13 protein-coding genes and 1 pseudogene are annotated in these 23,260 nt (G+C 38.8%); 6 read left to right on the top strand and 8 right to left on the bottom strand.

The annotated features are described in order from the left end of the window. Window positions 1-32: 32 nt before the first annotated feature. Together MW688_RS02190 and MW688_RS02185 are read right to left on the bottom strand one after the other, a co-directional pair. Window positions 33-404 carry a Mo-dependent nitrogenase C-terminal domain-containing protein gene (locus MW688_RS02190; RefSeq protein ID WP_486734274.1) on the bottom strand — a complete coding sequence of 124 codons (372 nt, stop codon included), beginning with the start codon at window positions 402-404 and terminating at the stop codon, window positions 33-35. 403 nt (window positions 405-807) lie between these two features. Beyond that, the gene (locus MW688_RS02185) at window positions 808-1,098 is read right to left on the bottom strand and encodes a hypothetical protein (protein ID WP_486734273.1); all 291 of its coding nucleotides are present in this window, start codon (window positions 1,096-1,098) and stop codon (window positions 808-810) included. A 623-nt stretch (window positions 1,099-1,721) separates the two neighbouring features. On the opposite strand from MW688_RS02185, the gene MW688_RS02180 reads away from it, so the two are divergent. Continuing rightward, entirely contained in the window at window positions 1,722-4,130 is a 2,409-nt protein-coding gene (locus MW688_RS02180) for a beta strand repeat-containing protein (RefSeq protein WP_486734272.1), read from the top strand. Window positions 4,131-4,209: 79 nt separating this feature from the next. Here the strand turns inward: MW688_RS02180 and recG are convergent, their stop codons facing one another. The 3 genes from recG to MW688_RS02165 form a co-directional block, all read right to left on the bottom strand. Continuing rightward, the gene (gene recG, locus MW688_RS02175; protein WP_486734271.1) at window positions 4,210-6,663 is read right to left on the bottom strand and encodes an ATP-dependent DNA helicase RecG; all 2,454 of its coding nucleotides are present in this window, start codon (window positions 6,661-6,663) and stop codon (window positions 4,210-4,212) included. Window positions 6,664-6,773: 110 nt separating this feature from the next. Further along, window positions 6,774-7,526: a hypothetical protein gene (locus MW688_RS02170; RefSeq protein ID WP_486734270.1), complete on the bottom strand. Its 753-nt coding sequence runs from the start codon at window positions 7,524-7,526 to the stop codon at window positions 6,774-6,776. 162 nt (window positions 7,527-7,688) lie between these two features. Beyond that, window positions 7,689-8,156: a YbjN domain-containing protein gene (locus MW688_RS02165; protein ID WP_486734269.1), complete on the bottom strand. Its 468-nt coding sequence runs from the start codon at window positions 8,154-8,156 to the stop codon at window positions 7,689-7,691. 174 nt (window positions 8,157-8,330) lie between these two features. Between MW688_RS02165 and MW688_RS02160 the strand changes: the two genes are divergently transcribed. After that, window positions 8,331-9,395: a class I SAM-dependent methyltransferase gene (locus tag MW688_RS02160; protein ID WP_486734268.1), complete on the top strand. Its 1,065-nt coding sequence runs from the start codon at window positions 8,331-8,333 to the stop codon at window positions 9,393-9,395. A gap of 444 nt (window positions 9,396-9,839) precedes the next feature. On the opposite strand, the gene MW688_RS02155 is transcribed toward MW688_RS02160, so the two are convergent. Both MW688_RS02155 and MW688_RS02150 read right to left on the bottom strand, forming a co-directional pair. Next, a complete protein-coding gene (locus tag MW688_RS02155; protein ID WP_486734267.1) occupies window positions 9,840-11,108 on the bottom strand; it encodes a dihydroorotase in 1,269 nt (422 codons plus the stop codon). A 241-nt stretch (window positions 11,109-11,349) separates the two neighbouring features. Next, window positions 11,350-12,228 carry an S-methyl-5'-thioadenosine phosphorylase gene (locus MW688_RS02150; protein WP_486734266.1) on the bottom strand — a complete coding sequence of 293 codons (879 nt, stop codon included), beginning with the start codon at window positions 12,226-12,228 and terminating at the stop codon, window positions 11,350-11,352. A 20-nt stretch (window positions 12,229-12,248) separates the two neighbouring features. On the opposite strand from MW688_RS02150, the gene MW688_RS02145 reads away from it, so the two are divergent. The 4 genes from MW688_RS02145 to gltB all read left to right on the top strand — a co-directional run bounded on the left by MW688_RS02145 (window position 12,249) and on the right by gltB (window position 20,092). Continuing rightward, complete coding sequence (locus MW688_RS02145; RefSeq protein ID WP_486734265.1) at window positions 12,249-13,460, top strand: DHH family phosphoesterase; 1,212 nt, start codon at window positions 12,249-12,251, stop codon at window positions 13,458-13,460. A 12-nt stretch (window positions 13,461-13,472) separates the two neighbouring features. Beyond that, window positions 13,473-13,955, top strand: a complete 483-nt coding sequence (gene sixA / locus MW688_RS02140; protein ID WP_486734264.1) for a phosphohistidine phosphatase SixA — start codon at window positions 13,473-13,475, stop codon at window positions 13,953-13,955. An 8-nt stretch (window positions 13,956-13,963) separates the two neighbouring features. Then, entirely contained in the window at window positions 13,964-14,935 is a 972-nt protein-coding gene (locus MW688_RS02135) for an energy transducer TonB (RefSeq protein ID WP_486734263.1), read from the top strand. A gap of 549 nt (window positions 14,936-15,484) precedes the next feature. Continuing rightward, window positions 15,485-20,092, top strand: a complete 4,608-nt coding sequence (gene gltB / locus MW688_RS02130; protein WP_486734262.1) for a glutamate synthase large subunit — start codon at window positions 15,485-15,487, stop codon at window positions 20,090-20,092. Between the two features lie 289 nt (window positions 20,093-20,381). Here gltB and MW688_RS02125 read toward each other — a convergent pair. Continuing rightward, window positions 20,382-22,141: pseudogene (locus tag MW688_RS02125) on the bottom strand (alkaline phosphatase); the annotation flags it as partial. Between the last annotated feature and the right edge of the window lie 1,119 nt (window positions 22,142-23,260).

Genomic DNA, 23,260 nt, shown 5'->3' with positions numbered 1-23,260 from the left:
CGGCAATGATTTCGATATTGTACATGGTTATCTTAGCAGTATTTGCTTAAATCTTCACCACATTCTTCTAAATAACACAAAGATCTAAATCTCAGAGCAACTACTTCTTCGTAAAGGGGATTAAGTTTACATAAAGCAGGAATACGTAATATGGTTTTTCCCCTTAGTTTAAATTCTGTTTCAAAAGGGCATTGAGCGGGGATCAAACTACAAATTCTGTGAGCAGTTTGGATATTTTTTAGCGGGAAATTGTTTAACCATTTTCTTAGAGGAGATAATATGTCTACTTTCTGAAAGTTTATTTTCACAAACTTTAACTTATTTCTTTGACTTTCTGGTTTTTCTTCTAAATAACGCCAATGCCACGAAATAATTTGTTTAATTGTATAACTCGATACATCCATGAGTTCACTTCCTGTTAAATAAAAAGTACAGAATTTAAAATATAGTTGAGCAATTCTTAATCTTTCAACTATTGTCAATGGCTAGTATAAACTGAGACATAATTACAGTTTAGGCGAAATTAACCTTAGTTGTTTAAAGTTTATTTCTTAATTTTTCTACTTTTATAATAGCATAAAGATATAGGTAAAAAAGTCAGCAAATAATAAATAATCGTAAATTTCTTTCTCATTTATTACCTTTTATTAGTTAGCTGCTCTTTTTACATAAGCATAATAACTTAAACTTAATTGTTGTTTAAATAAAAAATTAACTTACTTTTTGTATAGTAGCAAGTAACTAAAACGATATATAGATTAAAACCTCCTAAAAAGAAAGCCAACAACGCAGCTATCGTCTTATTTTTCATCTTTTGCTTCTCCTAGTCTTTTTGGATATAAAACTCTTAGTGTATTTCCCAAGAAAATAAATAGCCACAACAATTACCTGAATTTCCAATAAAGTCAAATACTGCTTAATAAAGGGATTGTATCCATTGAATAAATTAAAGGTAAATGCAGAAAAGCCTAAACACAAAGATACGGCAATAAGTAAAAAGCGGTGAGCAGAGGCAAGAGTAAATCGATTTTTACTTTTATCTAAAATCTGCTCATGTCTAAATTTAACAATCGAGGTTTGATTTTGCGGTTGAGTCATTGATGCGAGTACCCATCATGATCTAAGATAAGAAGTTAACTAAAAAATTGAAAATAGCTATCTTCTCTTTTTAGTTTAGCGTACGTAATCTGCAAAATGTTTATTTCATTCCTTCTGCCCTCTGCTGTATATCACATCTTCCCCCAGTACTTATGTACTAAATTAACCTCAGAAAAAGTTCATTTCTCTTTAGTCTAAGATCTTGCACTCGGTCAACCAATTTTTAAGCGCGATCGCATTAATTCTTTAACTCCAAGACTTCAAAACTTCAAAACTTCAAAACTCATTATTCATCCACAACCAGTAACATTAGGTAAAGATGCGAGGGTTTTTGGTTCAAAAAAGTAAGTATAAATACTAAAAAAAACTCATTACTCAACCCCAACTGGCAACTTTTGGCAAAGGTGCAAGATCTGAGCTTGTCTTACCTTCACCGAAATGTTTCAAACCTAAGCTGATGATTTCCACAAGCCCCTATCTCTTACTCAGTAAAGGTTTTAAGCATAGTGAATGATTACATACGATAACAAAAAATTTTTTTCAAAAAATAATTGCTTTTTTTGAATCATGTGATATGATAAGTTTAATGCTTCAAGATAGTATCAAGACACGGGAGTTTGGGAATGGCGAACATAATCGGTGATAGCGGAAATAACCTTTTAAATACAGGAACCTTTGGTAATGATTTTTACCTGGGACTTGCAGGGAATGATACCCTTGTAGCTAGTTCTGGTAATGACGTTTTAGATGGTGGTGAAGACTTTGATACTGCTGACTATAGTGGGCTTGGCTCTAATCCTATTACTCTAGAAAGAGCGGGTAGGATCAACAAAGGTACTTTCGGTACTGATACTATTGCAAATATTGAGAAGATTATTGGTAGTTCTAGTGCGAGAAACACCATCGATGGATCTACAGCAGTCAGTGGTACTACTAGTTTTGATGTAGATTTACAGAATGAATCTATAACTATAAATGGAGTACCACGTCTAGGAGCAATTTCCTTTGATATTGTCAATTTCTTCGATGTGACCGGAACCCCTCGTTCTGATGTCATTACAGGAAATAATGAAGACAATAATTTCACCGCTAGTAACGGCGATGACCTGTACAATGGGCTTGGAGGTGTTGACACGATAGACTACAGCTCACTCAACACAGGAATTAGCATTGGTAGTCAAGGAATCATCGATAAAGGTCGTTTTGGAACTGATCAGATTTTCAATCTTGAGACAATTATCGGTAATTCCAACCAAACTAACATCATCGATGGTTCCACCGCAGTTAGTGGCACAACCTCTTTTGAAATAGACTTAGAGGCAGATTCTCTAGTAGTTAAAAATGTTCCTAGCTTCCCAGGTAATATCTCCTTCACTGTTGAGAACTTCTCAGAGATTATTGGTACTCCACGCAACGACGACCTCAAGGGTGATGACAATGATAACAGCATTGAAGCTGGTCTAGGTGCTGACACCGTTATAGGTAGTTTAGGAAATGATTTCCTTGATGGTGGTACAGGGGCAAGAGATACAGTTGATTACAGTGACCTAGGGGTACGCACTGATTTACTACCTACTGGGGCAATTCTCAAAGGGGAGGATGGTTCTCTTGGTGAAGACGATATCACTGGCTTTGAAATAATTGTTGGGGCAGAGGGAGAAGCTAACACTATTCAAGGCACTACAACAGGAAGTGCTAGGATCAACGCTAATTTAGGTGCAGAGACTCTAGAAGTAGTAATTCCTGGCATCGGCACCTTACAAAGAGAAATTGTAAACTTCCTCAACGTCAACGGTACAAATAACGATGACACCATTACAGGGGATAGTCAAAATAATATCTTCGGTGGTAGTGAAGGTGATGATACCTATGTAGGTGGTTTCGGTCGAGATGTAATTGACTACAACAACATCTCATTTTCAGAAGCATATACCTTAACTCCTCGGGGAATTATCCAAAAAGGTAGTTCAGGTACAGATACAGTTGCTGGTGACGTTGAAACCATCATTCTACCTGAAGGTGAAAAAAACTTACTCGACGCTTCTGATGTGGGTGGAACTAGAGCATTTATTAGAGCTGACTTGTCTCAAGATTCACTAAATGTCAGACGAACTAGTGTAGGCAATCTTAATTTCACAGTGGAGAATCTGGTTGATGTAGCAGGTACTCCCAATAATGATGTAATTATCGGAGACAGTGGGAATAATACCTTCTTTGGTTCTTTGGGTAATGATCAGATTAACGGTGGTGCTTCAGATGATCCTAATCCTGGTGTAGATACTCTAGACTATAGTGGCTTACAGGTTCCAGTGACCTTGACACCTACAGGAACAATTCTCTTAGGAAATGTTAACACAAACATTACCAAAGGTAGCGACGGTACTCAACAAGCTTTCAGAATTGACCAGTTTATTGCCCCTCAAGGTTTAGAAAACACTGTTGATGCTTCTAATACTGCTGATGATGGAATCTCTATTAACGTGGATTTGTCTCGTCGCAACAATCAACTACAGGTTAATAATGTTCCAGGTTTCGGTAGCTTGAATTTCAACCTAGAAAACTTTGTTAATGTTACTGGTACTTCCAGCAATGATAGGATTGAAGGAGATAACCAAGACAATATTCTTGTAGGTGGCGCAGGAAATGACCAACTAAGAGCTAACTCTGGAGAAGATATACTTATTGGAGTTAATCAGACTGATTCTAGACCAGGTTCTGGAGAAAGAGATAGATTGTTTGGCGGTAGTGACTCTGATACTTTTGTTTTGGGCAACGAAAACAATGTTTTCTATGGTTTCAACGGCAATAGAGACAGAGCTATTATCAATGGTTTCCGCACCGGCGAAGACAAAATTGTACTGAACAACAGCTTTGAATATGTATTAACTCCTTCAAGCAATGGCGGAACCATCTCTGTAGTCAACGATGATGGGTTAATTGATACAATCGCTCAGTTCAGTCGTGGTAGTTTCGCCCCTAGTGACATTTATACACCTGGTGGCAACTTCTTCTCTCGCGCAAAAGTACTTTAGGGAGTGGCTTACATCGGTAGGTTTTTCCTTGTAATTATTTTCTTTGACTAGCAGCGCCATCGCGCTGCTAGTATTTCTTTTAGTTAAGAATTTCTGTACCCAACATTTTTTGAATACGCCGATTTAATTCTCTTTTTACTGTGGGAAAGGTAGTTAATTCTCTATCTACTAAAATTAACTTTTCTGCTGCTTGTCTAGCTAAATTTAGAACCTCTTGGTCTTCCACTAAACTTGCTAAGGCAAAATCTGGCAAACCAGATTGACGCTTCCCTAACACTTCCCCAGGTCCTCTCAATTGTAAATCCATTTCTGAGATAAAAAAGCCATCTTGAGACTGTTCGAGAATTTCTAAACGTTGACGGGCTTCAATAGCATTATTACCCAATATTAATAAACAATAAGATTTATGTTCACCTCGTCCTACTCGTCCTCGCAGTTGATGTAATTGAGATAAACCAAAACGTTCCGCATTTTCAATCAACATTACGGTAGCATTAGGAACATCGACACCCACTTCTATAACAGTAGTTGAGACGATTATGTGGGTTTGTTGTTGGCGAAATTCAGTTAAACTCTTTTCTTTTTCAGTGCTAGTCATGCGACCATGTAACAAGCCTAGGTTAAAATTAGGAAAAATTTGCTCTGATAATCTTTTGTGTTCTACTACCGCGGCGCGGGCATTGAGATTCTCCGATTCTTCAATCATGGGCAAAATAATATAGGCTTGTCTGCCTTGGGACAGTTCCCGGCGAATCAAGTCGTAAGCTTGGAGACGTTGTTTACCGTTGACTATAGTGGTTTGAATTGGTTGTCTTCCTGGTGGTAATTCGTCAATCTGACTAACGTCTAAATCACCGTGGAGTGTTAAAGCTAATGTTCTCGGAATAGGAGTCGCTGTCATACTCAGAACATGGGGTGAATTGCCTTTTGCTAGTAAATTAGCTCTTTGTTTCACTCCAAAGCGATGTTGTTCATCGATGACTACTAAGCCTAGTTTACGAAATTTAACTGTATCTTGAATCAGGGCGTGGGTGCCAACAATTATCGGTAGTTCTCCTGTTTCTAATTGACTATATATGGTTTTTCTTTTGCTGGCTTTGGTAGAACCTGTTAGTAATTCTACGGGCAGATGTAACAGGTTAAACCAACTGACTATTTTGTTATAGTGTTGCTCGGCTAATACCTCCGTAGGTGCCATGAATGCTGTTTGATAACCTGATTGAATCGCCGCTAGTATGGCAATTACACCCACAATTGTTTTTCCTGAACCTACATCTCCTTGGACTAGACGATTCATTGGTGTTGATTTTTGTAAATCGTTGAGAATCTCTTGAATGACGCGGTTTTGGGCTTGGGTAAGGCTGAATGGTAGCAGTTTTTGGAATTGTTCAATTAGTTCTCCTGTGGTAGCTAAGGGCAATCCTTGGGAGTTTTGGCGTAATTGTTGGCGGCGTTGCAAAAATCCTAGTTGTAAGTAGAAAAATTCGTCGAATACTAGTCTTCTTCTGGCTTGGGTTAGTAAAAGATGATCTTTGGGAAAATGGATATTGGCAATAGCTTCTGGTAACTTTAATAGGCTATACTGATTTCTTAATTCTACTGGTAGTGTTTCTTTGATTTGATTCACTACTGCTAAACAACTAATTACTGTGTTTCTTACTAAATCTGCACTTACCCCCTCTGTTAGGGGATACACTGGTAACAGGCGTCCTATTTTTGTTGAGGCAATCGGCGCTCCCGCACTATCTAATACTTCTATTTCTGGATTTTCTAGGGTAATACCGTATTTATTTTTCTTGACTAATCCCGATGCCGCTACTAGTGAATCTGAGGGATATTGATTTTTTAGTTTCTGTTGCCAACCCCTATTCTGATAGCGATTTCCTGCAAAAAAACGATTTATTTTGATTCTTCCTGTGCGATCGCTCAACACTAGTTCAAATATACTTAATTTTTTGTTTTTTGGACTTGTAAAGCAGCTACATTTTTTTACTTTCCCCAGAATTGTTACTGTTTCTCCTTCTTCTAAATCTACTATATTTACTTGATTTGCGTAGTCTATGTGGTCTCTTGGATAGTATAGCAGCACATCTTGAACTGTATTTAGTCCCAATTTGCTTAAGTTTTTACTTTGACTATAATTAAATATTTGGCTTAATGGTTGTTCAATACTGCTTGCTAGGGATTTACTAACTTGAGATTCTGTAACCTCTTGAGTTTTTAGTTTTTTTGCTGTTATTGGTGTTGTCGGTCTTTCTACTTCTTTTTGTAAATCAAAGAGAAAACGACGAGTCTCGGCCACTAAATGTTGTCTTTGACTTTGACTCAGTTCGGGGTAGCGAGCAAATTCTGCTGCTATTTTTTGCCACTGTCTTCGTTCAGCGATACTGTCTACTGGTGCGGGTTTTCCGAAGTTTAAACAGAGAAATTCACTAAAACGATATTGACGGCCTTGTATATTCACAAAGTTGTTTTCTACTTCTATTGATAAGGCTTTTTGTAGTCTTACCCAATCTGGTGTTTCTCTAATCATCTTTCCCCCCTCATGGAGACTCTCGCTAAACCTGTATTTAGGTTAGCGACGAGAGGAAATGAGGGACATAATTTATGTCGCATAGTTATATCCATCCGCACTTCTTTATTTTATTCAAAATGCCAACTAGAACGCCATGCCGCTTCTGCTTCAGCGATTGCTAAGTCTTGTTCTTGTTTTTGATATCTGTTTGCTAATTTACTTACTTGTTCTTTGATTTTATTTATTTGATGGCGTTGACTATTTAACTTGGGGTCACTAAATTCTAACTCATGAAGACGTAAATTTATCGCACTTATTTTTGTAATACCCTCTAAATCTTCTGTCCCCTCTGGTTGTTTTTCTACCAGTAGATACAACAAGTTACTTGGACTATTCATGGTGGGCACGCTTTCTTCTGACTCAATGGCCATTTCTATAATTTTTCCGGGAATCTCTTCGGAGATAATTCCTGTTTCCTGTAGACAATGGTTACTATCTTTTGATATTTCTGTTAATTTTTGCTTGATTGATTCTTCTAGATATTCTAAAGCTGTGACCACTTCACTTGGTTTTTGCAGTTTTATTTCTTGATTCTCTTCTGTTTGTTTCAATGTTTCTAAAATTTGTTGAAAATCTTTTTGACTAATTTCTCTGAGTTTCTGCTGCATTTTTTCTCTTTGGGAGTAGGATAAATTTAGAAATTCTTGGGGATATATTTGCGTACATATTTGATATGCTGCTAATACTAATTGTTTTTTGACTGTTTGACTAAGTAGCTGAAGATATTCATTATAAGTTTGATATATTTCTTGACAAACTAGTTTTACTTGACTTTCTATATTTTCTAATTCTTTGCGAAGCTGTTGCATTGATTTAGGCATATTTGTAGTTTTTTTTATAAGTTTTCAAACACAAAAGTTACTATAGCAATTTTTTAAAAGTGTGAGGTATAAAGGTTATCCCTATTAGAATGAGATCATTTTCAGTTAGTTAGACTTAGAGAGTTAAGATATGTAAAGTCTAACTAATCAATCTCAGGTAATTTAACCAAATTGTTCTTTTAAACTTTCGTCATTTTCATCAGCAATAGTTGCTACTAGGGTAATTGCCCTAGAAATCTCTCCAGGATTGAGGTCTTCTACAATTCTTTGAAATAATACTACCACTTGCTCTTCAAATATACCAAAACAGGTTTCAAAAGTACCAGACCAATTCCTTTTAAGAAGAGTACGCATTAAACCTAATTCATCTTTGACAGGCAAATCGAGCACTTTAGCCCAGACTGTTAGTGTATCATCATCATTCTCTCCGGTTAGCTTAACTAGTACCTCTACTGTACCATATTCAAATTTCCAAATATCACCTTCATCTGTGTGCATTACCATGGCACTGTCATTTTCTTCTAAACTAGATATAACAGTTTCAATGACTTCTTTGTAACTGGTGGGGTTTTCTTCTAGTTCTTCTTCAACGATAGCATCGATGTTTAAATCTTGATCAGTTCCAGTCATAATTTTTTTCCCTTTGAGACAACATATAGTATATTAAGATATCTCGTAAACAAAATACCTGTTTTGAAAATAGGTAACATCTTGAATGATAAATTATCTGGACTAGTAGTGGCGATTTGTCTAAAATTATTATAATAGTTAATAAAACTTAACAATCACTCAACTAGACTAGTTATGCAGCAACAATTACCAATTTTAGATTCTCTAGACAAAACTATATATCAAACTCTGATAGAAGCCAAGAATCTTTTTAGCGTTACCCACAAAACCATCGCCGGCAACATTGGTAACTTATTTGTCAAGGTAGAAAAGAAAGCTAAACCATTATCTCCAGAGACTCTACTGAAAATGCGTCAACGCCAGCAAGAAATCATAGAAATAGACTGGCAAGACGCAGTAGATGGTGTTTATCCCAAAAGTCTCTTATTTGAGAATTCTTGGGAAGAATTTCTAGAACAATATCCCAAAGTTTGGTTAGACATACCCCAAATTTGGCAAAGAGTTAACCAAAAACTCTATCAAGAATTTAACGTAGAGATAGATAAACAAATATATCCCCGCTACTATCTACAAAACTTCCATTATCAAACCGATGGTTATCTCAGTGATGAATCAGCGGACCTTTATGATTTACAAGTGGATTTACTCTTCAATGGTGGTACCGAAGCCATGAGAAGAAGAGTGTTAAAACCACTTAAACAACACTTAGCTGCTTTTGATACTCCCTTTTGTCGTATTTTAGACGTTGGATGTGGTACAGGTAAGGCTTTAAAAATGATTAGGGCGACTTTTCCTCAAGCATCTTTGTTTGGCTTGGATTTATCCCCTGCTTATTTACGTAAAGCTAATCAAATACTTTCTCAAATCCCCGGAGAATTACCACAATTAATTCAAGCTAACGCTGAAGAGTTACCATATTTAGATAACTATTTTCATGGTTTAGTTAATATCTTTAACTTCCATGAATTACCAGCCCAAGCCCGTCAAAAAGTCATAGAAGAAAGTTATCGTGTGTTAAAACCAGGTGGAGTCATGGTAATTTGCGATTCTATTCAAGCAGGAGACCATCCTGAATTTGAAACAATGTTGGAGAATTTCCCGATTACCTTCCATGAACCTTACTATAGTCACTATATTAGGGATGATATGACAGATAGACTGACTAAAGCTGGGTTTATTGACATCGAAATTCAAACTCATTTTGCTAGTAAATATTGGATAACTAAAAAACCTGTATAGTTATTGTTCATAACTGCCCCGGATTTGAAATCTGGGGCTTAATTTTTTGCAGAATGACAGTCAATGTTCAAACTCTCAGAAAAAGTTTATTTCTCTTTAGCCTAAGATCTGGCAAAGGTCAACCAATTTTTAAGCGCGATCGCATTAATTCTTTAACTCATTACTCATTACTCATTATTCATTATTCATTACTCATTACTCATTACTCATTACTCATTACTCATTACTCATTATTCATTACTCATTACTCAACCCCCACCAGTAACTTTGGGTAAAGATGCGAGGGGCTGAGTATAGCAACCTTCAGTTTGCTTAATACTTTCTGATATTAGCCTTCAGAAAATTTGGCGATCGCCCACTTTTCTTGCTCCTCAAAATTAGTACTATTGTTCTAATTTGGCTGTCTTGACCTGAAAATAAATAAATTGTTTTGAAGACAAATAACTATAGTTGATCGAGATAAAGTGGCTTAACTCTCCCTGTTATTTCTTTTCCCCACCAGGGGGTATTATTAGCTAGGGATTTTAAATTGCCTCGATTTACTGTCCAAGTATCTGTGGGATCAAATAGAGTAAGTTCTGCAATTTCTCCCACTTCACAACGAGGAGGATTTTCTCCCAAACAATAACAGGGATTAATACTTAATGCTTTCCATAGTTGCAATTTTGACCAGTTACCATTAACTATAAAGCGCTCCCACAGTAAAGGTAGAGCTAATTCTAACGCAATTACCCCGGGAGGTGCTTCTGCAAAGGCAACGGTTTTCTCTTCGTAGGTGTAGGGGGTATGGTCTACGGCGATCGCATCAATTACTCCGGTTTCTACCCCCCTAATTAAAGCTTCTAAATCAGATTTATTCCCCAAGGGAGGTTCTAAACGTAAATTAGGGTCGTATGTAGCCACTGCTTCGGTATCAAAGAGTAAATGTATCCAGGTGGTACTAGCCGTGATTGGTAAACCCCTTTTTTTTCCCTCTTGGATTAATTCTACACCTCGGGCCGTAGAAATCCGCATTAAATGTACAGGAGTTTCGGTGGCGGCTACTAACTCTAGTATAGAGGCGATCGCGCTGGTTTCAGCAACTTCGGGATTGCCGGGTAAACCGAGACGAGTTGAGGCGATTCCTTCACGCATTACCCCATTACTCTGAAGACTAATATCCACTGGTACTAATCCTATAACTTTCTTTAGAGGTTGTCCATACTCTAATATATTCTTGAGTAATTGAAAATTATCTATAGGATAACCATCGCTAAATCCTACTACTTCCCCGGCCAAATCTCCCATCTCCGTCATGGTTTTACCCTTTTGACCTTGAGTTAAAGCTCCCCAAAAGTTAAACTTAGGAAAGGTAGATATGTTTAGACGACTAATTTTTTCTTGGAGAGAATTAAGCACTGCCAAATTATCTATGGGTGGGATGACGTTGGGTAAGATAGATAAACGGGTATAACCTCCTGCTACTGCTGCTGCTGTTAAACTTGAGAGAGTTTCCCTAGCTTCGTTTCCCGGTTCTCCACTTTGACTATACAAGTCTACTAAACCTGGTCCTAGGATTAAACCTTCACCATTAATAATTGTGGTTGCCTCTTCTCTATAGTCGGTAATTCTTGTTTCTATTTGTTGAATTATCCCTTCATTAATTAGAACATCAGCTACTTGTTCTGTGTTGGCTGTTGGGTTTAAAATTGTTACTTGTTTTATTAATAGCATTTATTTATTAATAACTTAGATTATAGGGCCGATTTTCGGCGCCAGGTCGCACCGCAATATTAAGTAAGTAGGTGAGCTTAATTAAAAGTTAAAATGAGGTAAGGGGACTTCAAAAACAGTCAACAGGTAAGGTTTTTAGACAATTTTAAAACTTTTTCTATTTTACGTTTAATTTTACCTACCTACTTATAAATACCTCGGTTCTAAATTTCCCCATTCTTCATGCTTCATGCTTGATTCTTCATTCTAAATACTTATCAAGCAGTAAACCAAGTTTAGCCCTACTCTCAGCAGAAATTTCCTTTAAGGGAGTGAGAATCGCGTTTTTCAAAGCAGAATGTGCTGAAGATATTGGGGGGTTATCTCTAAGCATTTTTACAGTGGTTTCAATAACTTTTTGAGCGGTAGTAGAATTGCGACGGAGATTATCAACCACCATTTCCACAGTAACTTGATCGTGTTCGGGATGCCAACAGTCGTAGTCAGTAACTAAAGCGATGGTAGCGTAGGCGATTTCTGCCTCTCTAGCTAATTTAGCTTCTGGCAAATTAGTCATGCCGATAATGCTGCCTCCCCAACTTCGATATAAATTAGATTCCGCCTTGGTAGAAAAAGCTGGTCCTTCCATGCAAACATAAGTACCTTCTCGATGTAAAGTGAAATCTTTTGTATCTTGAAGACTTGCCGCGGCATTCGCTAAAATAGAAGCTAGACGATCGCAGACAGGATCTCCAAAGGCAATGTGGGCAACTACCCCCTCATCAAAAAAAGTAGAAATACGATTTTTGGTGCGATCAATAAATTGATCAGGAATCACTATATCCAAAGGTTTAATTTCTTGTTTAAGAGAACCTACAGCAGAGGCAGAAATCAAATATTCTACTCCTAATTGTTTCATCCCATAAATATTGGCTCGAAAAGGCAATTTAGAAGGGATTAAATGATGACTTCGACCATGACGCGGTAAAAAAGCTACCCGGGTATCTGCTATATTTCCTACTATGAAATGATCTGAAGGATTCCCAAAGGGAGTTTCTAGAGAAATCTCCTCCAAATCAGTGAAAGCATCCATCTGATATAAACCACTACCACCAATAACACCTATTTTCGCGATCGCCATACTTTACCTTTTGTCTATATATGAATCAACCAATTGTATCTAACCACAATACCAATAACTCTAACCCAGAGCAACAGTCAAATAACTCCAAAAACCAAAATAATTATGTAAATCACTCTTCCATAGAGAAAATTGTTGAACACCTCAAAGAAACTTTAGAAAATCATCGAGGTGAAAGACTTATTATCATCATTCAAGATTTTCCTGATCCTGATGCCCTTTCTAGTGCTTGGGCTTTTCAACTTATAGCTCAAAAATATGAAATTGATACTGATATTGTCTATGCGGGAGTACTTTCTCATCAAGAAAATATTACCTTAGTTAGACTTACTGGCTTGCCTGCTAAACGTTGGGAATCTCAAGATCTAGAAACTCTTGATTTGTCTGTTTACCAAGGTTGTGTCTTAGTCGATAGCCAAGGTAATAATAGTCAGTTTACCCCATATATTCAAAAAGCTAACTTACCAATCATTGTTGTTGTAGACCACCATAGTGAACAAGGAGACATTAAAGCTGAATTTATTGATCGTCGTCCTCATGTCCGTGCTACTGCTACCATCTTTACTCAGTATATCCAAAAAGGATTACTAGAACTGAAAAATAGTAACAATAAACACGTTAAATGCGCCACCGCTTTAATGCACGGAATACGCACAGATACAGGTCAGCTACTTAATGCTCAAGAAGAAGATTTTATCGCAAGTGCCTACTTAAGTCGTTTTTATGATCCACAACTATTTACTACCATTATGCAGTCAGCACGCTCCCGCAGAGCGATGGATGTCATCGAAAAAGCCTTGAAAAATCGTAAAGTTAAAAACAATTTTTCTTTTTCTGGGGTAGGTTATCTTCGTTATGATGATAGAGATGCTATTCCCCAAGCTGCCGACTTTTTAGTAACAGAAGAAAATGTCCATACAGCAGTAGTTTATGGTATAGTTCACGATGAAGATGAAGCCATTGAAGTGGTTATTGGTTCTTTGCGTACTGATAAAATCACCTTAGATCCTGATGAGTTTATTAAAGAAGCTTTAGGTAAAGATAGCAAAGGTCACTTTTTCGGAGGAGGACGCTATCTAGCAGGAGGATTTGAAATTCCTATTGGTTTTTTAGGGGGATTTAATGACCATTCAGACTATGCCAAAATGAAATGGGAAGTATTTGATCTGCAAATACAACAAAAACTCCTGCGCCTAGTTAACCCCGATGAAGGTGTGATTCATACAGATTAGCAACTCTATAAGATGGATATATATTTAATTAGACATGGAATCGCTGCCCTTAGAGGCACTTACTCGGAAGATGGCGCACGCCCCTTGGTTGAAGAGGGGAGAACCAAAACCACCCTAGTAGCTAAACGTCTACACTCAATCGGAGTTAAATTTGATCTAGTCTTAACTAGTCCTCTCCTTCGGGCTAAACAAACTGCTGAAATTTTAATCTCTAATAAACTCAGCAACCAACTAGAAATTTGCCAGGCTTTATCCCCCGATGGTAATATCGAAGATTGGTTAAACTGGTATCAACAGCATCAACCTTCTAGTGTTGCTTTGGTTGGACATCAACCTGACTTGGGAGATTGGACCAAAATACTAGTGACAGGAGATAGCCTAGGAGAGATTATTGTGAAAAAATCCGCAGTAATTGGTTTAAAACTAAATAGTTATGAAATAGTTAAGGGTCATTGCCAGTTATTTCTCTTAACTTCTCCTAAATGGCTGGGCTGATTTAAATTATGGCAGAATACTATAAGCCTAAATGGTTACAAAGTAAAAGTATTGGTTTATTCATTTCAGGAGGAGTTCATCTACTCTTCCTAGGATTAATCTTACCTAATTTAAACTCAGATAGGGACAAATTAGACTTGAGTCGCGGACCACGTCAGGTAAGATTAGTAAGAATAACCCCAGAATCTCCTCGGGAGAATCTAGAAAATAATTCCAATTTAACTCCCCCATCTCTTTATAACCCTAACCCTGTGATTGAGAATCCTTTGCTATCTTCTCCCGATAACTTTAATTTAGAAGATACTCAGGTGTCTCCCGAATTACCAATACCAGAACCTCCACCACTATCTAGTTTAGATTCATCCTTGAATAATAGAAATAGAACAAGTTCTCCTTTTTTGGACTTTTCTCCCCCCGCGCCACTGCCTCCCGAATTGTTGAATATTATTAATCCTACCGAAGACTCTCTCAATTCACCTAAACTCATCAAACCAGAAATACCCGTAGAAACTGCCACTAAAACCACAGAATCACCATCAACCACCCCTACTTCTCCTGAAACCGATACTGCTAACTCGGATGATTTGATTGCTTCCTATGAAGCTAAAGCTAAAGCCTTGAAATATGACTCCACTAACACTAGTGAAAAAGAAGTAAAAGATAATTATAATCGCTGGATTCGTTGGCAGTCAGAAACTAATCCTATTAAAATTAATTGGCAGGGTAAATACCCCCTAGATGCTTGTATTAAGCGATTAGAAGGCGAAGCTGTTTATGGTGTTTTAGTTTCTCCCGATGGTTCTATTATTAACCTCCATCTTATCCAAAGTACTGGATATTCTCTTCTCAATCAAATTGCTTCTGGGGAAATAGAAGCTTATCAATTTTCCCCCTCAGGAGAAATTCAAGCCTATTTAACTACTGTTGAGTTTGAGTATGCTAGTGATATCTGTCCTTCTTTAACCATTCCATCGCGATAAAATCAAGAATCAATGACTTTTGACCTCCCTATTTAGTTATGTTAAGTTGCATAATAATAAATGAAGACCAAAAATTCTTCAGGAAGTTTTATAGCGCCACGGGCGGTTGCCAGAGGCAAAAGTAAGGTTATTAATGGGTTTCATGATTTTTCAATTGTCCTACACCTTTTCCTAAGTATTGCTATTTTTTTTCAAAATGGGATGAGGCGTTGAAATAGAAACTCCACCTTTAATGCTTCTCTTATAGCAATTTTCAAGCAAGTGAGGTATAATTCTCTATTGCTTAATCAGTTAACTTCTGTACGTCACCTAGACTGAAAAACGCTATAAGTCAGTAAAACTAACTAAAACTTTAGCAAATTGAAAATGCCTTTAGTAGAAAATTTGGTTAACTAAAATAAAAGTTAGTTTAAACTAGGGAGAAATTGTGAAAGTATGGGCGATCGCTCCCTCTCTTAAAATCTCTCAAATACATTTTAAGCAAAAGTCATAGCTTTTGTAACCAAGACTCAATATATATTAACATAAACTTAAATAGTGAAAGAAAATATGAAGCAAAACCCAACTCGTCAACAATCATTACCAACTTACGCTAATGGACCAAGATGGCTGGTAGAAGAAAGAGATGCCTGCGGAGTAGGCTTTTTAGCAGCAACTAATGGGAAATTAAGTCACAAAATAGTCGAACAAGCCTTAAAAGCCTTAGGATGCTTAGAACATCGGGGAGGATGTAGCGCTGACCGCAATTCTGGAGATGGTTCTGGAGTGATGACGCAAATTCCCGAAAAAATCCTGGCAAGTTGGTTTGAAGAACAAGAAATCCCTATGCCAGCCGCAGAAACTTGGGGAGTAGGGATGGTATTCTTACCTCAATCAGAAACAGAAGCTAATGAATGTCGCACTCATATTGAAGAAGTAGTAAAGGCAAACAAACTCACTGTACTAGGTTGGCGTCAAGTACCAATAAAACCAGAAGTATTGGGAGAACAAGCAAGAGATAATCAGCCACGCATTCAACAACTGATAGTAACCTCCTCAGAAAACTTGTCAGGAGATGCCCTAGATAGACAGTTATATATAGCTCGTTCAGAAGTGGGTAAACGTCTATCAGAAGACTTTTATATCTGTTCCTTTTCTTGTAGAACTATAGTTTATAAAGGAATGGTAAGAGGAGAAGTACTCAGAGAATTCTACGAAGATTTACAAAATCCAGCCTACGAAAGCTCCTATGCTGTATATCATCGCCGCTTTAGTACTAACACTATGCCTAAATGGCCCCTAGCTCAACCAATGCGCTTACTAGGACATAATGGGGAAATAAATACCCTCCTAGGCAACATTAACTGGATGATGACTCGGGAAGCAAATCTATCAGTATCAGGATGGACACCAGAAGAGTTAGAATCCCTGAAACCAATTGTTAATGTAGAAAATAGTGACTCATTTAACTTAGATAGTACAATGGAGTTACTAGTAAGAACCGGGCGTAGCCCCCTAGAGGCGGCGATGATTTTGGTACCCACAGCTTATCAAAATCAACCAGAATTAGCTGACCATCCAGAAATAGTAGACTTTTATGAATACTATAGTGGATTGCAAGAAGCCTGGGATGGTCCCGCATTGATAGTATTTAGCGATGGAAAAACAATAGGGGCAACTCTCGACAGAAATGGCCTCAGACCAGCTCGTTACTGCATTACTAAAGATGACTTCGTGGTGGTATCCTCCGAGGCAGGAGTAATAGATATACCTGAGGAAGATATAGTAGAAAAAGGCAGACTCGGTCCCGGAGAAATGCTCGCGGTTGATTTGCAAAAACAAGAAATATTGAAAAACTGGGAAATAAAACAGCGCATTGCTAATCTAAAATCCTATAAAGAAGCTCTTAAATCACGTCAAAAAGTAGGAGAAATAGGATCAGTAATACCTAATCGTCAATTAGACTCAGCTAGTTTGTTACAGCAACAAACAGCCTTTGGATATGGTTCTGAAGATGTAGAAATGGTGATCGTACCGATGGTGACTGATGCTAAAGAAGCAACTTTCTGCATGGGTGATGATATACCTTTAGCGGTGTTATCAGAGAAACCGCATATACTCTACGACTACTTTAAACAGCGCTTCGCCCAAGTAACTAACCCCCCCATTGACCCCCTAAGAGAAAGCTTAGTGATGTCACTGGAGATGCTTTTAGGGAAACACGGAAACCTACTATCAACAGACGTTCATGAACGCAAATTAATTAAACTGGAAAGCCCTCTGCTAAATGAAGGGCAACTGCGATACATCAAAGAATCAAGTTTGAAAACAGTAGAGTTATCAACTCTATACCCCCTCTCAGAAGGTCCCTCGGGTTTGGAGAAAGCCCTGTTAAGGTTATCTGAAGAGGCAGAATCAGCAGTAAAAGCAGGTGCAGAAATTATCGTGTTGAGCGATCGCCCCAAGGATGTGGCTAAACTAACAGCAGAATATAATTATATACCTCCACTATTAGCAGTGGGCACAGTACACCAATACCTGATTCACCACGGAATACGTCTAGAGGCATCTTTGGTAGTAGATACAGCTCAATGTTGGAGTACCCATCATTATGCCTGTTTAATCGGTTACGGCGCCTCGGCAGTATGTCCCTATTTAACTTGGGAAACTATAAGTAATTGGTGGAATGAACCAAAAACTAAGAAACTAATGGAGAATGGCAAGATAGCCGCAATATCCCTAGAAGAAGCTTTGGGGAATTATCGTAAGGCGATTGAAGCGGGATTGTTGAAAATTCTCTCAAAAATGGGGATTTCTCTGTTGTCTTCCTACCACGGGGCCCAAATTTTTGAAGCAATCGGTTTAGGGGAAGAAGTGGTGAATTTGGCCTTCACCGGAAGTACTTCGAGAGTGGGAGGTATGAATTTATCAGAATTGGCATCAGAGGTGACTAGCTTCTTGAATAAAGCTTTCCCAAGTATCGAAGGGAAAAAATTAGCTAACTTCGGCTTCTTTAATTATATTCCCCGGGGTGAGTATCATGTGAATAGTCCAGATATGGCTAAAGCTTTACATAAGGCAGTCAGAGAAGAAAGTTATGACCATTATCAGTTATATCAAAAACATCTCTCAGAACGCCCCATAACAGCTTTGAGAGACTTACTAGAGTTCAAAAGCGATCGCTCCCCTATCTCTATTGAGGAAGTAGAACCTGTAGAAGCTATAGTCAAACGCTTTTGTACCGGGGCAATGTCTCTGGGGTCCCTTTCGAGAGAAGCTCACGAAACCCTCGCTGTGGCGATGAATCGTATCGGCGGCAAATCAAACTCCGGTGAAGGAGGTGAAGACCCGATGCGCTATACAACTATCGATGATGTAGACTCAGAAGGGAATTCCGAGAAATTCCCCCATCTTAAAGGGTTGAAAAAAGGCGATCGCGCTAACTCCGCAATTAAACAGGTGGCATCAGGACGCTTCGGCGTGACCCCAGAATACCTGATGAGTGGTCGTCAAATCGAAATCAAAATGGCTCAAGGTGCTAAACCCGGTGAAGGGGGTCAATTACCAGGGAAAAAGGTAAGCCCCTATATAGCTATGCTTCGTCGTTCTAAGCCTGGAGTGTCCCTGATTTCACCTCCACCTCACCACGATATCTACTCCATCGAAGATTTAGCTCAACTGATTTTTGACCTACACCAAATTAATCCCCAAGCTCAAGTATCAGTGAAATTAGTGGCAGAAATCGGGATCGGTACTATTGCCGCAGGAGTGGCTAAGGGAAATGCTGATATTATCCAAATATCTGGACACGATGGCGGCACTGGGGCATCTCCCCTCAGTTCAATTAAACACGCAGGCACACCCTGGGAATTGGGCTTGACAGAGGTACATCGCGTACTTATGGAAAATAAACTGCGCGATCGCGTGCTGCTGCGCGTCGATGGTGGCTTCAAAACAGGTCATGATGTGGTGATGGCAGCTTTGATGGGAGGCGAAGAATACGGCTTCGGCTCTGTATCTATGATTGCAGCGAGTTGTATTATGGCGAGGATTTGTCATACTAATAATTGTCCGGTGGGAGTAGCTACTCAACAGGAAAAACTACGCAAGCGCTTTAGTGGCACACCTGACCATGTGGTTAATTTCTTCTACTTTATCGCTCAAGAAGTACGTAGCACCCTGGCCCATCTGGGTTACACATCCCTAGAAGAAATTATCGGACGCGGCGATTTATTAACAAATCGTACTGACGTAAAATTAACTAAAACTGAAGGAATTAATCTGGATTTACTGACTCATCTACCAGATACTAAAACTGACCGGAGTTGGTTACAACATGAATTGGTACATAGCAATGGTCCTGTACTTGATGATGAGATACTAAAAGACCCAGAAGTGGCAGAGGCGATCGCTAATTCTAGTTCCGTCACCAAGGAATTTACTGTAATTAATACAGACCGTTCCGTAGGCGGTCGGATCTCAGGACGAATTGCCTCCCAATACGGAGATAATGGTTTTGATGGTGAACTTACTCTCAAATTCAAAGGAAGTGCGGGTCAAAGCTTCGGCGCCTTTAATTTACAAGGGATGAAGATGATTATAGAAGGCGAGGCTAATGACTATGTAGGCAAAGGAATGAGTGGCGGCAGTATCGTTATCTATCCTCCTAAGTCTGCTAACTATGATCCTGCTACTAACTCTATTATTGGTAATACTTGTCTCTATGGCGCCACTGGCGGTTATCTCTTCGCTAATGGTCGCGCGGGAGAACGTTTTGCTGTACGCAATTCCCAAAGTAAAGCTGTGGTAGAAGGAGTAGGTGACCACTGCTGTGAATATATGACTGGAGGTCTAGTGGTTGTTCTCGGTCAAACAGGTCGCAATATCGGCGCTGGTATGACAGGTGGTTTAGCCTATTTCCTTGATGAAGATGGCAGTTTACCCGCCAAGATTAATCCAGAAATTGTCAAGATTCAACGAGTTATTACTTCTGCGGGAGAAAGACAACTCAAGGACTTGATTACTACTCACATAGAATTGACTAATAGTCCTTTGGCTAAGAGAATTCTGGCTAATTGGGAAACCTATTTACCTAAATTCTGGCAGGTTGTTCCTCCTTCTGAAGCTGATTCCCCTGAAGCTATGAATCTGGAACAAACCCCTTTAGTCGCTAAATAGAGTTTAGTAATCACATTAAGGTTGGGTTTCGTTCTTCAACCCAACCTACAAACTGAATACGAGATGACTAACGGTGCGTTACACAAACGTTAACGCACCCTACATACTGCTCTATGAATCTGGAACAAACCCCTTTAGTAGCGTTAGCGCAGAGCGCGTAACGCACCAAATTATATTAGAGTAATGTTGGGTTTCGTTCCTCAACCCAACCTACAAAGTAATTAAAGGTGCGTTACACAAACGTTAACGCACCCTACAGATGATATCTACAGATGATATCTAAAAAATATTAAACAACAGCAAAACTAGACTCATCTACTGTAGAGACTTCAGTATTAAGCAGTACTGCTAGTTCTTTGTTCATATCTGTCAAACTAACCACAGTACTACTACCATCAGCCATCAGAGTCAAATCGTCAAAGGCTAAACCAGTAGCGCCAAAGCCGAGTACATCTTCACCAACTGTGAAGTCAGTAATAGTTTGAGACACTTCTGGCATACCTACAGAGTCAGTGAGTAACCAGAACTGGTCATTACCCTCTCCACCAGTTACCACATTACCACCTTCACCACTGTTGAGGAAGAGAAGATCATCTCCAGAACCAGCTAGAATGCGGTTTTCAGTACCTGCAAATAGTAAGTCGTCTCCAGAACCTAGGTCAATACGATTGTCTCCGGGGGCCAAGCTAACATCAACTACATCATTTCCAGAACCTGCAAAGAGATTTTGACCATCTCCCACAAAACCAAGTTCACCAGGCACCACACTATCAAACATATCGTCTCCCATAGAACCAAAGACCAATGGTGCTACTTCGTCTACTTCCCCATTGTCTACATCTTCTGGAGCTACACCAAATAGTGTTTCATACATGATGCGGTACATGTCGGTGTTATCTGCTGTGGATTCTAATAAGTCAGCATTTAAACCATAGCTTTTAGCAACGATACTTCCAGCTACATCAGTAGTGCTTACATAGGCGAGACCAAAGTTGAAGATATCGCCATCAGCATCAGGTTCACCAGTCACAAAGGGTGCTGTATCATTACCTTGTCTACCATCAAGAGGGACGGGAATACCATCAGCATCTTCTCCAAAGGCAGCTAAGGTAGGTTGTACTGGTATATTGCCTACAGTTTCTCCTGATACATCAATTACTTCTAATCCAGCAGCATCACTATCTGCTGCTGTTAATACTAGAGTATTGGGATTGACATTGTTAACGAATTCTTGGGCAACACCGATGGCTGCATCTCCTCTTAAAGCAGCTTCTACCGCACCTGGTCCGTTATTATTGTTGGGGAAGTTATCGGCGCCTTCTTCTTCTAAAACTACCATAAAGCCATCTTCTGCTTGAGCAAATTTATTTAACTCTAGCTCATATCTTCCACCAGAACTTATGTACTAATTTTTAAGGAAAAATGTTCTTTATGGTTAATTCTCTATAATCTTTGTATCCTAGGGGTTTAACATTAATTCTTTTACTCATTACTCATTACTCATTACTTCAAAACTCAACCCCCACCAGTAACTTTGGGTAAAGATGCAAGATCTGAGTCTAGGGTAGTTTCTAGCATCTCCGCTACAGTAGGGGGATTTTCATTCCCTGGTTGACCGTAGAGTATTAAATCTCCATTTTCCTCTACAAAACCTTGTTCTACTAGATTAGCTTCCGTGGTGTCATTATGGGTGTCTTCTGCGGCAAAAATACCTAGTACTTTTTCTGTGTCAGGGGCTAAGCTTTCTAATTCTTCACGAGTATAGATGACTGTGTAGCCCATCTCTTCTGCTTCTTCAATTAGGTTACGTCCGTCTTCTCGGATACCTTCTTCCCCAAAACGTCCTACTGTTCCTACTGGTAGGTAGTGAATTTCGCCACCACCCATAATTACGTCTACACCAGATTCTACAACTTCTAGAGTGATTTGGGTTACATCTCTACGGCTTTCTACATCGGCTAAGAATACCCCGGTACCAGGTTCCGCTATAAAGCCAGAGTTGATTACTGCTGTAGGTTTACCCGCAGCGATCGCCCTTTTGAGTAATGAGTAATGAGTAATGAGTAATGAGTAATGAGTAATATTAGTAGTATAAAAGTAGCAACACTTAATTCTACATTCCAACCAGGGCGCAAGTATGAGCGCCCCTACTCAAGCTATGCTCTATAAAATTATATTTTATACTACTAAAGGGGCGAACTCCCCTCTGCGCGTAACGCACCGAAGAATGTGGGAATTAAAGGCAATCCCATTTCTTCTCAATACTAGATAGTTAACGTACACTATTTACTATATTATACTTATTATATACTACTTTATGGGCACACTCCCATTATCTTAAAACCCATCCGATCAGAAAAGAGCTGTTTAAGTCAAGAGGATTTTTCTCTAAATTTCCCTTCCCCCTCCCTTACTTATTCGTTTAATACTTGTTAAATACTACACAAGGGGCGAACTCCCCCCTACGAATATCATAACTCAATGACTAGATAATTGTCAAGGAAGAAATCAATACATTATAACGGTAGTAGGTTGGGCAGGAAGATAACCCAACAAACATGAGTAATGAGTAATGAGTAATGAGTAATGAGTAAGAAGGTAGCCTGTACGTAGCCTGTAGGTTGGGCCATTGGTCACTACACCCAACATGATGAGTAATGAGTAATGAGTAACGAGTAACGAGTTTTGAAGTAAGAAGGTAGCCTGTAGTAGCCTGTACTTAGACCAAAGCACCAGTGCAATTGTACTAAATAGGCCAACAGGCGAGAATCAATTTTTAAGGGGTTAGGATCAATTCTTTAACTTCAAGTCTTCAAGACGTAAAGACGTCAAGTCTTCTTACTCGTTACTTCAAAACTCATTACTTCAAAACTCATTACTTCAAGATTCATCCACCACAAGTAAATGAGTGATAAAGATGCTTTGGTCTGAGCTGTAGGTAGCCTGTACGTAGCCTGATTCTCCCTTGTCGGCCAATTTCTGTACTTTTGTTTTGGTGCAAGATATGAGTTAACGAAACCCAACATTATAGAGGTAGTAACACTTAATTCTACATTCCAACCAGGGCGCAAGTATGAGCGCCCCTACTCAAGCTATGCTCTATAAAATTATTCTTATACTACACAAGGGGCGAACTCCCCCCTAAGGTTAGTATAACTTAATGACTAG

The organism is Johannesbaptistia floridana (assembly GCF_057440575.1).
This window is presented reverse-complemented; position numbering and strand designations above follow the sequence as displayed.